We start from the raw sequence: 13,505 nt of genomic DNA, 5'->3' as shown, positions 1-13,505 counted from the left end.
AACGTATGGAGCTGACTGTTACTAATCGGTCGAGGGCTTGACCTGAAAAGGGTTTGTTCAAAAGGATGTATCATTTTCGTGTGTGGTTTCAATTATTCCTCGATAGCTCAATGGTAGAGCACACGGCTGTTAACCGTGGGGTTGTAGGTTCGAGCCCTACTCGGGGAGTTAAATTCTATTTTTTGTTATTTATTGCAATAAATTTATTGACAGTAATAAATCTGATATGTTACAATAAAAAACACGGCTCCATGGTCAAGCGGTTAAGACACCGCCCTTTCACGGCGGTAACAGGGGTTCAAATCCCCTTGGAGTCATTGGATTTAAGATTATTTAATTTAAAGGCCGACAGTATTGGGACCTTTAGCTCAGTTGGTTAGAGCAACCGGCTCATAACCGGTCGGTCCGGGGTTCAAGTCCCTGAAGGTCCATTTTTTATTTGGCCCAGTGGCTCAGTTGGTTAGAGCGCCGCCCTGTCACGGCGGAGGTCGAGGGTTCGAGTCCCTTCTGGGTCGTCGTTTATTGAAAGCAATTTAATCGTTAGAATAAAATCCCATGGGATCTTAGCTCAGCTGGGAGAGCATCTGCCTTACAAGCAGAGGGTCATAGGTTCGAGCCCTATAGGTCCCATTTGTGCCGGCGTGGCGGAACTGGCAGACGCACAGGACTTAAAATCCTGCGGGACTAATCTCCCGTACCGGTTCGATTCCGGTCGCCGGCATTATTCTATATATTTTATAGAGTAGTGCTGTTTTAATTTAATAGCAGTAATGTGTGTGCTTAGCTCAGCTGGATAGAGCGTCTGGCTACGGACCAGAAGGTCGGGGGTTCGAATCCTCTAGCACACAGGATAATACACTATATGCATAAAAGTATATGGTGTATTTTTTTAATGAAAATTTAAGGTCTGTTTCATTTACCTTACACAGGAGGTATGATAGAATGAAAGCGGAATGTGCATGATATAAGGCAAAGGAGGCTAATCTGGCATGGATAAATCGGAATTTTTAAATATATTGGGCCAAACACTGAACGGTGAGATAAGCCCTGCGGATATGGAACAGAATCTTAGTTATTATGGGGGCTATATCAGTTCCCAGGGCAGAACGGAGGAGGATGTCATCGCAGAGCTGGGGGATCCCAGATTAATTGCAAAGACGATTATTGAAACAGATAAAATTGCAAGGGAGAAGAGCCAGGGAAGCTGGAATCAGGACGGTTATCAGCGTTACCGGCAGGAAGAGGGAGATTATCAGGAGAATGTCAGGAGCTATCAGCAAAATCATTCGATGATCAATATAAAATGGTATCATAAGCTGATGGCGGTTGGTGCAGGAATTCTCCTGCTGGTTACGGTTGCCATGATTGGAAGATTTGTTATGGGCCTTCTCTTTGCTTTCGGGCTTCCGATCATCCTGATACTGCTGCTGGCAACCTTATTTCGCCGCAGGTAAACAGGCGGATTGAATTATTCTTAAAATAGGGGGATATATATATGAGCAGAAGAGTTAGAATAAAGCCTGGAAAAGGGCAGTCGATGACAGGATTTTTTGGTGGTATTATATTTTGCTTTATTGGATTATTTTTTGTTATTCCTGTTTTCGGGGCATTCGGGATAATATGGACCCTGTTTGCTGCCGTTATCACCGTGGTTAACGGATATAATGCGTTCTCGGATAAAGGAATTGCTTCCCATGAGATAACCATTGATGAGATGGAGGAGGGAAATTATTATAAGGGAAACAGTGTATTGGACGGCACATTGGGAAGCTGCGCAGGAAGTGATACCGCGGGAGGCCACAGATCAACAGAAGAGAGATTGAAAGAAGCACAGTCCTTGTATGACCGGGGACTTATTACTTATGACGAGTACCAGCAGAAGCGGGCGCAGATACTGAAAGAATTGTAGGCAGACCATATATGCGGACGAAACTCCTGTAATAATAAAGCAGAGGGAGGAAGCGCAGCCTTGCTTGTTAATTTCCATTAGATTAGCAAGATCATGAACAATGTTCCTTGTTCATGATATATTATTGTATAGAGAGCAATCAAGGATGTGTTAATTGGTAAAGGCTATGACGACAACAAAAATAAAGAATATAGACTTATATAAGCTTTCCGATATTACGGATCATATTGTGTATTATGGGAGCAACCAGGACTGGTACGACAGGCCCTGGCAGCGTATGTCGGGCTGCGCACCTTCCACGGTTGCCAATATTATTTACTATATCCATTGCTCCGGTATGGAGCCGGAGCAGAGAAAGGGACTGACCAAAGAGGAATGTCTTCTCCTTATGAGGGAAATGTGGAACTATGTTACGCCCTCCCTGGGCGGAGTCCGTACTACTGCCATGCTGAGAAACGGGACGGAGCGTTATCTTAAGGCAAAGAAGGCCGAGCTTAAGCTGGAGGTCCTGGATATACCCAGGGTACGCGCAGAGAGACCGGAAGAGGATAAAGTAACCGGGTTTATTGTGTCGGCGCTGGAATTGGACTGCCCGGTAGCGTTTCTTAATCTTGAGCGGGGAAAGTTAACAGATCTGGAATCCTGGCACTGGGTCACTATTATTTCTCTTACCTGTGATGGGCAGGGACAGATTCTGGCAGAGATTCTTGACAGCGGAATCCGCAAAGAGATTGACTTAGGATTATGGCTTCGCACCACCAGGCTGGGCGGCGGATTTGTAAGCTTTTTAAAATCGCCGGAGTCCCGGAATACAAAGTGAAACGACCGCAAGGGGGAGCCAGGCGGTCGTTTCATGAGGGGAGTATAAATAATTAATAAGGGGTTATATAATGCGCCAGAGTAATCTCTGGCACTTTTTTATTATAACGCAGTCCTTTTGAATATGCAATAATTATCTTGAAGAATTCACTTTTTACAGGCAAAAACCATAATAAATAGTGATAAAAGATACTATAATTACTATCTTATGCAAAGCGATGCACATAAGAAATAAAATTATCAATATATGATTAGGAATGAATATTTGATGGAAAAGAGTACATAATAAGCTTGTAATTATGAAACAAACTTATTTATAGGAGGCCGTCTATGACAACCAATAATAACAATTCAAAGAACACCAGCAACAACTCCCGCACATCCAATAATATGAACAAATCCGGCTCTAACAAGAGCGGCACCAACTCATATACCAGCGATAATAGCCGCAACGAGTCCGGAACAAAATGTGATAATTCCTCCAAGAATGATGCGAGAAATTCTTCCAAAGACAAAAACAGTGTAAGAGATTTCGAAGACATGGAGAATAATTATTAAGAGGAAGAACCTAAAAAGCAACAAAAATCCCTTCAGAGAAATACTGAAGGGGTTTTTTATGCCATACCGTCTTTATGAGGGGAACGCGCATTATGTTCCTGTAATACAAGATAATGATGTGCCTGCGTCATAGACTTTGATTACAGGCACGCGCATTATGTTCCTGTAATACAAGATATAAGAATGATGTGCCTGCATCATAGACTTTGATTACAGGAACGCGCATTATGTTCCTGTAATATAATATTATGGAAGCCACTTTTAAATGATGAATGCAGAAAAAGGTTGTCAGAAGGCGTACTTCTGCAGCCAATTTATTTTTTAATAGAATTTCAGATAAGGACGGTGTATAAAGCATGGCATTTGAAACAATCCGCACCAATGACATTGACCAGTATATTGGGAAACCCAATGTATTAATTATCGATTTAAGGAACCGGGATGAGTATGCTTCGGGACACATTCCTGGAGCTGTTAATATTCCTTATGAGGAGCTGGAGGATTATGTAAAGCGGTTTCAGCATAATCAGCTTCTTATTTTCTATTGTGACAGGGGAAATATCAGCCTGCTGGCAGCCAGGGATTTGAGTAAATACGGATATAATATTAAGAGCCTTTTCGGCGGGCTCCGTGCCTATCGCGGGAAATTGGACAGAAGCAGATAGGTTGGCATTGACGGGAGGCAAAAAGAACCGTACAATATCTATAGCAAATATGATGTTGGCAGGCAGCGGAACCAGGGATGCCTGAAGATAAGAGTGGAGGTTACTTATGAAACAGTATGAATATATATCGCCCTGTCATTTCGGCCTGGAGGCGGTGCTGAAGAGGGAATTGACCGATCTGGGCTGTGAGATCACAAAGGTGGAGGATGGCAAGGTCACCTACACCGGAGATGAAAATACCTGTGCCAGGGCTAATGTATTCTTAAGGACAACGGAGAGGGTTCTGCTGAAGGTCGGATCTTTCCATGCGGAGACCTTTGATGAATTATTTGAGAATACAAAGCAGCTTCCCTGGGAGGAGTACCTTCCCAAGGATGCAAAGTTCTGGGTGGCGAAGGCCAATTCGGTGAACAGCAAGCTGTTCAGTCCTTCCGATATCCAATCCATCATGAAGAAGGCCATGGTTGAACGGATGAAAATGAAATATAAGCAGGACTGGTTTGAGGAAAACGGGGCTTCCTATCCCCTTCGGGTTACGATTCTTAAGGATGAGGTCACGGTCTGTATTGATACCTCCGGAGAGTCCCTTCATAAGAGAGGCTACCGGAGGCTTACCAGCAAGGCGCCCATTACAGAGACCTTGGCGGCGGCATTAATCATGCTGACCCCCTGGAATAAGGACCGCCTTTTGGTGGACCCCTTTTGCGGCAGCGGTACCATTCCTATTGAGGCGGCAATGATTGGCGCAAAGATCGCGCCGGGAATGAACCGCAATTTTCTTGCAGAGTCCTGGTCAAACCTGGTCCCGCAAGAGAGCTGGGCCAAGGCGAAGCAGGAGGCGGAAGGTCTGATGAATAAGGAAGCGGAGCTTTTGATCCAGGGCTATGACCTGGATGGTGAGATTATTAAGGCGGCGAGACAGAATGCCAGATGGGCGGGCGTGGATCATCTCATCCATTTTCAGCAAAAACCTCTCAAAGAGCTGAGCAGCAATAAAAAATACGGCTTTATTATTACGAATCCTCCTTATGGAGAGAGGCTGGAGGAGAAGAAAGAGCTGCCGGAATTATATAAAGAAATGGGAAGAGTTTTCAAGGCATTGGATTCCTGGTCTTATTTTATTATTACCGGGTATGAGGATGCCCAGAAATATATCGGAAGCCAGGCGGATAAAAACCGCAAGATATATAATGGCATGATGAAGACCTATTTCTATCAGTACATGGGGCCTAAGCCTCCGAGATTGAACAAATAGGAAGACTCTTGATTAATAAGCTGCAACAGCCGGAGAAAGGCCTGGGTTCATAGGAACCCTCCAGACCTTCCTCCGGCTGTTTATTATTTCTTAATCACGGCTTCTTCAAGCCAGTGCAGAATATCGGAATATACCTCCTCCTTATTGAGTTCGTTCAGAAGCTCATGCCGGCATTCGGGATAGAGCTTGGAGGATACTTTTGTGAAGCCGGTCCGCTTTAAGACCGTCAGGAACTTCTCTATTTCCTTCCCATAGCCTCCTACGGGATCCTTTGCACCGCTGATGATCAGGAGGGGGAGATCTGTCCTTGTCATGCGGATACGCCTCTTATGGATGCCTCCCTGGGCCAGCTTCAGCAAATCATGATAGAAGGAAGCACTGCAGATGTATCCGCAGCAGGGATCGTGTACATAGGCTCCTACAGCCGGATGGCTTCTGGACAGCCAGTCATAAGCCGTACGGCTGGAAAAGGAAGTGTACTTCCGGCCGCCGAACATCAGATTATTTAAAAACGGAGATTTATGCTTAGGACCCTTCCATTTGCTGATCAGAGAGGAGAGGAACAGCCCGGAGGAGAGCAGAAGCCTGGAAGGATAGGTAGTGCCGCAGAGGATAACACCATCGTATTGATCGTATTGCCGTATGACATTTCTTGCAATCAGGGAACCCATACTATGGCCGAAGAGGAAGAATCTGCTGCTGCGGTTGTTCCGCCGGATCAGTTCGCTGGCGGCGATCACATCCTCTATTACCAGCTGGTAACCCTTCGAATCATGAAAATAGCCCAGCTCGCTCAGCTTGCATTCGGATCCGTGTCCCCTGTGGTCATAGGTATATACATCGTATCCGTTGCTAACCAGGTATTGGGCAAAAGACTGATAACGCTTCTGGTGCTCTGCCATACCGTGAAGGAGCAGAATACTGGCTTTTGGCGGCTCCGGACTGGAATATTGTGTAAGCTTCAGAATATAGCCGTCCTTTTGTTTCAATGTCTGATATGTAGCAGCGCTCATTTGCCTGAACCTCCCTTATTACTGTAAGAAAGACCGTATCTTGTATTCCCCTTCATTATACTGGTAATGCCGCAAAAATGCAAGAATGAAGAGAGGTAAATCATCCCTTAATTCTACAAAAATAGATAGCAAAACAAAAAAAGATTGAGAATATAATTGCGTTATTATATAATGTAAGCGGAATGAACATCCGGACAATTATTTTACAAAAGCAGGAGGTCTTTATGGATAAATCGCTGCTGAGGAAAGCGGCAATGCAAAGCGTAGCACTGATGATTGCGATTATTACGGCCTCTTATGCTTTGCAGCAGTATCGGCTGGAGAGGATTTCTGCCAGTGATATAATCAATACGGATACTTATCAAAAGAATGATATTGTGGTTGAGACAGTAAATAAAGCGGTTGCTATGCCGATAGAGGAGGAGCAGGCGCCTGAGCCTGCTGCTGAGTCCTTTAAAATGGATCAGTCCCTGGCGGAGCTGGAGTCACAGGTGGAGGAAAGCCTGATGAACCAGCTGGGGGATCGTTATCTGGTGATTGAAAAGCCGGAATCCGGGGAGAGTACCCTATCACTGGAGGATCTTTATATGGAGCACAGCATCAGACTGCATATTACAGGGTTGTCCGATGACAGCTTTGACTGCTCCGGCATTATGAGAGTACGTGGCAGCGATGTTTTTCTTGGAGAGCCGCGCTATCAGGAGATTGTGACCCTGGAGACGGATGAGGAGGATGGCACGGTTACCCAGGTGGTTACCCGGGATTATGGGAAGGACCTCAGTCATGGGGCGACCCTTCATCTGGAGAAGAACGAGACTACAGGGCTGTTTGACTGTGATATGCTGATGGTGCTGGATCAGGTATATGCCTATATTATCCATGAGGATGAGAATTACTATTTCATTGATCTGAGAAAGCCCTCCGAGGTCTATGATAAGGTGCTTGTCATTGACCCGGGACATGGGGGTAAGGATGCAGGAGCTGTTTCCAAAGATGAAAAGTATTATGAGAAAAATATTAATCTTAATGTTGCTCTGGCGTTAAAGGAGATGCTTGACAAGGAGAATATCAAGGTGTATTATACGCGTACTGCAGATTCCAAGGTGTTTTTAAGACCCAGGGTAACGATGGGCAATGCGGTGGACTGTGACTATTATATCAGTATTCATTGTAATTCCAGTACGGTAACCTCTCCCAACGGAGCCGAGGTGCTGTATTATGACAGAGAGTATTATGGGGTATCCAATAAGAAACTGGCACAGCTTTTCTCTGATGAGCTGGGGGAAATAACGGACATAAAGCAGAGGGGCGTAGTCTTAAAGAGGGATAAGGAGATTTTTATCATGGACAAGGCACAGGTGCCCATGATATTAATTGAAATTGGATATCTGTCCAATCAGAAGGATTTGGATTATCTGATCGATGCTGGCAACCAGCAGCTGATTGCCAGGGGAATCTATAATGGCATCATGCGGGCCTTTGAGGAATTGCCCGCTGTAAGAGAATGATATACGGCAGAACGAATGGAATACTTGCGGAGGTTTTCATGAAGAAGGTAATATTTGCCACCTCGAATGAGGGCAAAATGGGAGAAATAAGAGAGATACTAAAAGATCTGGATATTGAATTGCTGTCCATGAAGGAGGCGGGGGTCAATACAGAGATTGAGGAAAATGGTAAGACTTTTGAGGAAAATGCGGTAATTAAGGCCAGGGCCGTGATGGAGCTGACCGGTGAAATTGTTTTGGCAGACGATTCAGGCTTGGAGGTGGACTATCTGGATAAGGCTCCGGGAGTCTATTCGGCCAGATTTATGGGAGAGGATACCTCCTACGATATTAAAAATCAGTATATCATCGACCAGCTCAGGAATGCCCGGGAAGAAGAGCGCAGAGCCAGGTTTGTATGCGTGATTGCCTGTGCCTTTCCCCACGGGGAGATCATAACAAGAAGAGCTGATATCGAGGGACTTATTGCAGAGAAGATCGCCGGCTCCAATGGCTTTGGCTATGACCCCATCTTCTATGTTCCCGAATATGGCTGTACTACAGCCCAGATGTCCGGTGAGCAAAAGAACAGGATCAGCCACAGAGGGAAGGCATTGAAGGCCATAAAAGAAGCAATAAGGGATTATTTATAGAAGCAGGAATGGTGATATAGGATGAAGATACTGATTGTTAGTGACACCCATGGCAGAAACCAGTGCTTAATTGATACGGTTAACCGGATCGGCCCCATTGACCTGCTGATTCATCTCGGCGATTTTGAGGGCGGGGAGGAATATATCCGTTCCAGTATGACCTGCCCGGTAGAGTTTGTATCGGGAAATAACGATTTTTTCAATGGTCTGCCGGGAGAAAAGCTTATCACCATCGGCAAATACAGAGTACTGCTGACCCATGGACATCGCTATGGTGTGAATTTTGGCAGGAACGGAGTGCTGGAGGCGGCAAAGAAACACAATGCGGATATCGTAATGTTTGGACATACCCATGTTCCGCTGATCGATGTCACCGGCAGCATATGGACCATTAACCCGGGGAGTCTGGCACTGCCAAGACAGAATGGCAGGATTCCTACCTTTATTATTATGGAGATAGACGCCAAGGGGGAGGCTCATTTTACATTGAATTACCGGAAATAAAAAAGTTATAAAAATGTGTTGACAATAACGGAATGCTATTATATAATAAATCTTGCGTCACGGCTGGAACGAGTAGAAAACCTTGAAAGTACAGATTACAGGGCATGTTCGGAACGTGTAGTCAATAACAGTCAATACATTGACAGCCAGTGTGTGATTTGGAAATTGCCAATTCGGGGTGTGGCGCAGCTTGGCTAGCGCGCTTGATTTGGGATCAAGAGGTCGCAGGTTCAAATCCTGTCACCCCGATGAAGAACCAATGAAGCCCTGGCATAACACCCGGTCCCATCGGCCGTTTGTACAAATTAATATAGTAATCCTTATGCGGGTGTAGTTCAATGGTAGAACACTAGCCTTCCAAGCTAGATACGTGGGTTCGATTCCCATCACCCGCTTGATATTTGGAATTATGCAGAACATAAGACCGTATCACACCATATGTGCTAGTAGCTCAGTTGGATAGAGCAATGGCCTTCTAAGCCATGTGTCGGGGGTTCGAATCCCTTCTGGCACATTTTTCATCTTAAGGATGAAGACAAGGTGTTTATGGTGGGTATAGCGCAGTTGGTTAGCGCGCCAGATTGTGGCTCTGGAGGCCAAGGGTTCGAATCCCTTTACCCACCCTATATTGAACCTACAGAAAAGTCTGAAAAGACTTTTCGTTTTCAATAGGGGCAATTTAATGGGCTATCGCCAAGCGGTAAGGCACAGGACTTTGACTCCTGCATTACGGTGGTTCGAATCCACCTAGCCCAGTAGTTTTATTTATGGGATATTAGCTCAGTCGGTAGAGCACATGACTTTTAATCATGGTGTCCCGGGTTCGAATCCCGGATATCTCATTGCTTTAGAAAGAATTGCAAATCAGCGGATGTGGCGGAATTGGCAGACGCGCCAGATTTAGGTTCTGGTTCGAGAGAGTGGGGGTTCAAGTCCCTTCATCCGCATCAAAAAGATATAGCTTCTCCATCAAGGAGAAGCTATATCTTTTTTTATGCAATAAAACATGGTACTATGAGGATATATATTATTTATGCTATACAGGTGAACAGGAATTTGTATATTGGTTTTTGAGGTAGTAGGCCAATCAGAGGCAAAGTTTGATTATAATTAAACTTTAATTTGTTTTGATATTTTCTGTATGCTATAATGTAAATCAAAAAAATCTATATTATAAGTATTAGTAAAGCTAATATAGAGCATGGAACGATTGTCCGTTATGGGATATAAAAATGCAGATAATTTGTTGATTATGAAGGATGGGCAGATATGATTTATGTAACCCCGAATTTTCACTTTCCAGGAAATTGCAAACAGGCAATAGAATTATATAAAGTAGCTTTTGGAGCAGAAATCAAAATATTATTGTGTAACTCGGATGCAAACCCAGAGGATTGCATATCTGATGATGGTGATAATAATTTGGTTTACCATGCGGAAATAATAATTGGAAACCAACGTATTATGATGACTGACGATACCGGTAATGCTGCACCAGAAGGCAATACGGTATCCTTGGTACTTACTTTTGAAACAGCTGATGAGGTTAAAGCAGCATACGAAATAGTGTCAAGAGGATGTAAAATTATTCATCCAATGCAGAGTACATCGTATAGTTCGTGCTTTGTTTCATTGATTGATAAGTTTGGTATGCGATGGGAATTGATGACAGAACAAACCGAAAAATAAAGAAGGTCTGGGCTTTTCGTCTTCCGCCAACAGTATTTTCACGGTTTGCCACCTCCTTTAATATCTCAAAACCGCACAGCTATTGTGCGGCTTTGAGACGATTATATCCTTTTTTTGTAGCTTGGCTGCATCCTGAGTATAACGAAACGAAAGTTAGATGAAAGTTAGATTGGAAGAATACCTCACATGTTTTGGCAAAGCAGAAGATTTTCAACAATCGGCTGCTTTTGTTTTGTAAATGAAAGAAGACTGTATATTACCGGATGTCTATGATATAATTTTTATAAGCACTTCACAAAACTTTAAGGCTAAAGAATAAAGGAGGGCATTATGTACAATCTTTTAATTGGCGGAGCTGCAGGCCAAGGCGTGGATACTACTGCGGCAATATTGGAACGTTGGATTAAGCAGTCGGGCAGCAGGGTATTTACAGTGCGCGATCTGATGTCCCGTATTCGGGGCGGACATAACTTTTCGCGTATTCGTTTTGGGGCGCAGGTCCCTCGCTGCCACAGCGAAAGTCTGGATGGCATTATCGCTCTCAATGAAGAGACCGTAGCCATCCATCGGGAGTATTTGCGGCACGGCGGATTTATCCTCTGCGACAGCTCCGTCAAAACGGAGGATGATTTCGTTATCAAGCTGGATATGAAAGCCATAGCGCAGGAGCTGGGTAACCCGCGTGTGGCGGGCAGCGTGGCTGTCGGCGCTGCGTTGAAGTTATTCGGCATCCCCATGAGCACGGAGCAGGCAGAAAGTGTTTTCCGAAAATCTGTGAAAGCGGAATATGTCGATATCAACGTCCAAGCGGCGCAGGCCGGATATAATGCGGTGCCTCAGAAATTTGAGCATGCCGGAGGGGATGCCTCCGATCACATGATTATTTCCGGCAACCAGGCACTGGCGCTGGGAGCCCTGACAGCGGGATTGAAGTTTTATTCGGCATACCCGATGTCGCCCTCCACTTCCATTATGGAGTACTTATCACTAAAGTCTGCGGAAACAGGAATTGTTGTGGAACAGGCCGAGGACGAAATTGCCGCAATTAACATGGCCATCGGCGCTTCTTTTGCAGGCGCGCGGGCAATGACGGGCACTTCTGGCGGCGGCTTCAGCCTGAAAGTGGAGGCCCTTGGTTTAGCCGGCATGGCTGAAATCCCGCTTGTTGCGGTGGATGTGCAGCGTCCCGGCCCTGTTACCGGTTTTCCTACCCGCACCGAACAGAGCGATTTGAAATTTGTCATTTCTGCTTCGCAGGGAGAGTTCCCGCGCATGGTCATCGCGTTGCGTCATCATGAGGATGCGTTTTACCAAACCATTCGTGCTTTCAATATGGCAGAAAAATATCAAATCCCGGTGATTTTGCTCAGTGACCAGTATCTGGCCGACTCTACGGCGGCTATTCCGATGTTGGATTCTGGCAAGATTGCGCTGTACCAACCGGAAGACGGACCTGCCGAAGGGGATTACGCCCGTTATCGTTTTACGGAAAACGGCATTTCTCCGCGCAAGTTCCCTGGAACGAGAGAGGGTTTTGTTGCCGCAGACACCGACGAGCATGACGAGTATGGACATATTGTAGAGGACAGCGAGACTCGTATCCGTATGATGAACAAACGTATGGGCAAGCTGGCGCTGATAGAGCAGGAGCTTCAGGAGCCGGAATTACTGGGAGATCCGGCTCCGGATGTATTGCTTCTGGGTTGGGGTTCCCTGTATGGTCCGCTGGAGGAAGCCGTACATCTGCTCAACCAAGAAGGCGGAAAGCGTTATGGCGCATTGGTGTTTGGCGACGTCTGGCCGCTGCCGCAAAAATTGCTGAAACAAACGGCCGCATCGGCCAAGTACCTTATTCATGTTGAACAGAACTATACCGGTCAGCTTGCATCGCTGATTGCCGAAGTTACCGGGATTAAAACGGATGCCGGAATATTGAAATATGATGGCAGGCAGCTTAGCGGCGAGGAGATTGCGGCTCGAATCGTAAAGGAGGGATTTTGATGGGAGGACATGTGTTTGAAACCTATGAAACAGCCTGGTGTCCGGGCTGCGGAAACTTTAGTATATTGAATTCTCTCAAAAAAACGCTGGAGGTGCTGGAAAAGGATCCGCATGATGTGCTGATTGTGGGCGGCATCGGGCAAGCTGCAAAAACGGCCCAATACATCGGCACAAACAGCTTTTGCGGGCTTCACGGACGCGCGGTGCCGCCTGCCGTGGCGGCAAAAATCGTGAACCCCAAGCTGACCGTCATTATTAACAGCGGAGACGGTGACAGCTACGGGGAAGGCGGCAATCATTTTATTCACAATATCCGCCGTAATGTGGATATTGCGCATTTCATCCATGATAATCAGGTATATGGTCTGACAAAGGGGCAGGCTTCTCCCACTGCGGACGAAGGCGCTGTAAACGACGTACAGGTGGATGGAAACAATAATATTCCCTTCAACCCGGTTCTTATGGCCATTGCATCCGGGGCAGGCTTTGTGGCGCGCAGCTTCAGCGGTAAGCCGCAGCATCTGGAAGAGATGATGAAACGGGCTATTTTGTTTAAAGGCTATGCCATGGTGGATATTTTGCAGCCGTGTGTCAGCTTTAACAAGGTCAACACCTTTGCCTGGTATAATAAACGCGTTTATGAATTGGATGACACCCATGACGCAGGCAACCGCCTGGCGGCTATGGAAAGGGCCATGGAATTCGGCGACCGTATCCCCATCGGCGTATTGTATGAAAAGGAGCAGCCCACCTATCACGAAAAGCACCGTTCATTGAAAGATGGGCAGGTTTTGGCAGCACAACGTAACAATCCTGCTCTTATCGACAAGTATATGCAGGAGATGGTTTAATACAGGCAAGCCGAATGGTCTTATAGAGCTTGAGAATGGTAACGCTTAAAGATTCATAGCTTGTTGAGAAAAGGAGCAGCGGTAAGCTGCTCCTTTTCTCT

The 13,505-nt window shown here is 45.7% G+C and carries 13 protein-coding genes and 14 tRNA genes; 26 read left to right on the top strand and 1 reads right to left on the bottom strand.

Translation table 11 applies throughout. From position 1 onward, the window contains the following. The first annotated feature begins 96 nt into the window (after window positions 1-96). The 13 genes from HNQ56_RS22640 (at window position 97) to HNQ56_RS22580 (ending at window position 5,206) form a co-directional block, all read left to right on the top strand. Window positions 97-168 (top strand) — tRNA-Asn (locus tag HNQ56_RS22640). Between the two features lie 77 nt (window positions 169-245). Next, window positions 246-317, top strand: a tRNA-Glu gene (locus tag HNQ56_RS22635). Window positions 318-357: 40 nt separating this feature from the next. Then, a tRNA-Ile gene (locus tag HNQ56_RS22630) sits at window positions 358-431 on the top strand. Window positions 432-441: 10 nt separating this feature from the next. Further along, window positions 442-515: transfer RNA gene (locus HNQ56_RS22625), tRNA-Asp, on the top strand. A 42-nt stretch (window positions 516-557) separates the two neighbouring features. After that, window positions 558-630, top strand: a tRNA-Val gene (locus HNQ56_RS22620). 5 nt (window positions 631-635) lie between these two features. Next, window positions 636-721: transfer RNA gene (locus tag HNQ56_RS22615), tRNA-Leu, on the top strand. Window positions 722-774: 53 nt separating this feature from the next. Beyond that, a tRNA-Arg gene (locus HNQ56_RS22610) sits at window positions 775-848 on the top strand. Window positions 849-989: 141 nt separating this feature from the next. Further along, a complete protein-coding gene (locus HNQ56_RS22605) occupies window positions 990-1,454 on the top strand; it encodes a DUF1700 domain-containing protein (RefSeq protein WP_429150636.1) in 465 nt (154 codons plus the stop codon). Between the two features lie 41 nt (window positions 1,455-1,495). Further along, window positions 1,496-1,909 carry an SHOCT domain-containing protein gene (locus tag HNQ56_RS22600; protein ID WP_429150635.1) on the top strand — a complete coding sequence of 138 codons (414 nt, stop codon included), beginning with the start codon at window positions 1,496-1,498 and terminating at the stop codon, window positions 1,907-1,909. 166 nt (window positions 1,910-2,075) lie between these two features. After that, entirely contained in the window at window positions 2,076-2,729 is a 654-nt protein-coding gene (locus HNQ56_RS22595; protein ID WP_429150634.1) for a hypothetical protein, read from the top strand. Between the two features lie 329 nt (window positions 2,730-3,058). Further along, the gene (locus HNQ56_RS22590; protein ID WP_429150633.1) at window positions 3,059-3,286 is read left to right on the top strand and encodes a hypothetical protein; all 228 of its coding nucleotides are present in this window, start codon (window positions 3,059-3,061) and stop codon (window positions 3,284-3,286) included. A 356-nt stretch (window positions 3,287-3,642) separates the two neighbouring features. Further along, window positions 3,643-3,951, top strand: coding sequence for a rhodanese-like domain-containing protein (locus HNQ56_RS22585; protein WP_429150632.1), 309 nt, complete (start codon window positions 3,643-3,645; stop codon window positions 3,949-3,951). Between the two features lie 106 nt (window positions 3,952-4,057). After that, window positions 4,058-5,206 (top strand): THUMP domain-containing class I SAM-dependent RNA methyltransferase, encoded by a 1,149-nt coding sequence (locus tag HNQ56_RS22580; RefSeq protein WP_429150630.1) that lies wholly within the window; start codon window positions 4,058-4,060, stop codon window positions 5,204-5,206. An 83-nt stretch (window positions 5,207-5,289) separates the two neighbouring features. On the opposite strand, the gene HNQ56_RS22575 is transcribed toward HNQ56_RS22580, so the two are convergent. Further along, window positions 5,290-6,219: an alpha/beta fold hydrolase gene (locus HNQ56_RS22575; protein ID WP_429150629.1), complete on the bottom strand. Its 930-nt coding sequence runs from the start codon at window positions 6,217-6,219 to the stop codon at window positions 5,290-5,292. 224 nt (window positions 6,220-6,443) lie between these two features. Between HNQ56_RS22575 and HNQ56_RS22570 the strand changes: the two genes are divergently transcribed. The 13 genes from HNQ56_RS22570 (at window position 6,444) to HNQ56_RS22510 (ending at window position 13,404) form a co-directional block, all read left to right on the top strand. Then, complete coding sequence (locus HNQ56_RS22570) at window positions 6,444-7,727, top strand: N-acetylmuramoyl-L-alanine amidase family protein (protein ID WP_429150627.1); 1,284 nt, start codon at window positions 6,444-6,446, stop codon at window positions 7,725-7,727. Window positions 7,728-7,765: 38 nt separating this feature from the next. Further along, a complete protein-coding gene (locus tag HNQ56_RS22565; protein ID WP_429150625.1) occupies window positions 7,766-8,359 on the top strand; it encodes an XTP/dITP diphosphatase in 594 nt (197 codons plus the stop codon). A gap of 21 nt (window positions 8,360-8,380) precedes the next feature. Beyond that, a complete protein-coding gene (locus HNQ56_RS22560) occupies window positions 8,381-8,863 on the top strand; it encodes a YfcE family phosphodiesterase (RefSeq protein WP_429150624.1) in 483 nt (160 codons plus the stop codon). Between the two features lie 174 nt (window positions 8,864-9,037). After that, window positions 9,038-9,112, top strand: a tRNA-Pro gene (locus HNQ56_RS22555). Between the two features lie 75 nt (window positions 9,113-9,187). Further along, a tRNA-Gly gene (locus tag HNQ56_RS22550) sits at window positions 9,188-9,258 on the top strand. Window positions 9,259-9,303: 45 nt separating this feature from the next. Beyond that, window positions 9,304-9,377, top strand: a tRNA-Arg gene (locus HNQ56_RS22545). A gap of 35 nt (window positions 9,378-9,412) precedes the next feature. Next, window positions 9,413-9,486, top strand: a tRNA-His gene (locus tag HNQ56_RS22540). A 60-nt stretch (window positions 9,487-9,546) separates the two neighbouring features. Beyond that, window positions 9,547-9,619, top strand: a tRNA-Gln gene (locus HNQ56_RS22535). 13 nt (window positions 9,620-9,632) lie between these two features. After that, window positions 9,633-9,705 (top strand) — tRNA-Lys (locus HNQ56_RS22530). Between the two features lie 25 nt (window positions 9,706-9,730). Continuing rightward, window positions 9,731-9,810, top strand: a tRNA-Leu gene (locus HNQ56_RS22525). 322 nt (window positions 9,811-10,132) lie between these two features. Next, window positions 10,133-10,552, top strand: a complete 420-nt coding sequence (locus HNQ56_RS22520) for a VOC family protein (protein ID WP_429150622.1) — start codon at window positions 10,133-10,135, stop codon at window positions 10,550-10,552. Window positions 10,553-10,882: 330 nt separating this feature from the next. Next, window positions 10,883-12,553 (top strand): 2-oxoacid:acceptor oxidoreductase subunit alpha, encoded by a 1,671-nt coding sequence (locus HNQ56_RS22515; protein WP_429150620.1) that lies wholly within the window; start codon window positions 10,883-10,885, stop codon window positions 12,551-12,553. Continuing rightward, window positions 12,553-13,404: a thiamine pyrophosphate-dependent enzyme gene (locus HNQ56_RS22510; RefSeq protein ID WP_429150619.1), complete on the top strand. Its 852-nt coding sequence runs from the start codon at window positions 12,553-12,555 to the stop codon at window positions 13,402-13,404. The genes HNQ56_RS22515 and HNQ56_RS22510 overlap by 1 nt, the downstream gene beginning before the upstream one ends. Window positions 13,405-13,505 lie beyond the last annotated feature (101 nt).

Origin of the sequence: Anaerotaenia torta (genome assembly GCF_050433395.1) — a bacterium.
Taxonomy (GTDB): Bacteria; Bacillota; Clostridia; order Lachnospirales; family Lachnospiraceae; genus Mobilitalea; species Mobilitalea torta.
The sequence above is the reverse complement of the archived record's forward strand: the minus strand, read 5'-3'. Positions and strand labels throughout refer to the sequence as shown.

Coding starts and splice junctions, on each gene's coding strand:
- HNQ56_RS22520 (WP_429150622.1), top strand. CDS start 10,133: ATGATTTATGTAACCCCGAATTTTCACTTTCCAGGAAATTGCAAACAG.
- HNQ56_RS22575 (WP_429150629.1), bottom strand. CDS start 6,219: ATGAGCGCTGCTACATATCAGACATTGAAACAAAAGGACGGCTATATT.
- HNQ56_RS22560 (WP_429150624.1), top strand. CDS start 8,381: ATGAAGATACTGATTGTTAGTGACACCCATGGCAGAAACCAGTGCTTA.
- HNQ56_RS22600 (WP_429150635.1), top strand. CDS start 1,496: ATGAGCAGAAGAGTTAGAATAAAGCCTGGAAAAGGGCAGTCGATGACA.
- HNQ56_RS22585 (WP_429150632.1), top strand. CDS start 3,643: ATGGCATTTGAAACAATCCGCACCAATGACATTGACCAGTATATTGGG.
- HNQ56_RS22605 (WP_429150636.1), top strand. CDS start 990: ATGGATAAATCGGAATTTTTAAATATATTGGGCCAAACACTGAACGGT.
- HNQ56_RS22580 (WP_429150630.1), top strand. CDS start 4,058: ATGAAACAGTATGAATATATATCGCCCTGTCATTTCGGCCTGGAGGCG.
- HNQ56_RS22510 (WP_429150619.1), top strand. CDS start 12,553: ATGGGAGGACATGTGTTTGAAACCTATGAAACAGCCTGGTGTCCGGGC.
- HNQ56_RS22590 (WP_429150633.1), top strand. CDS start 3,059: ATGACAACCAATAATAACAATTCAAAGAACACCAGCAACAACTCCCGC.
- HNQ56_RS22565 (WP_429150625.1), top strand. CDS start 7,766: ATGAAGAAGGTAATATTTGCCACCTCGAATGAGGGCAAAATGGGAGAA.
- HNQ56_RS22515 (WP_429150620.1), top strand. CDS start 10,883: ATGTACAATCTTTTAATTGGCGGAGCTGCAGGCCAAGGCGTGGATACT.
- HNQ56_RS22570 (WP_429150627.1), top strand. CDS start 6,444: ATGGATAAATCGCTGCTGAGGAAAGCGGCAATGCAAAGCGTAGCACTG.
- HNQ56_RS22595 (WP_429150634.1), top strand. CDS start 2,076: ATGACGACAACAAAAATAAAGAATATAGACTTATATAAGCTTTCCGAT.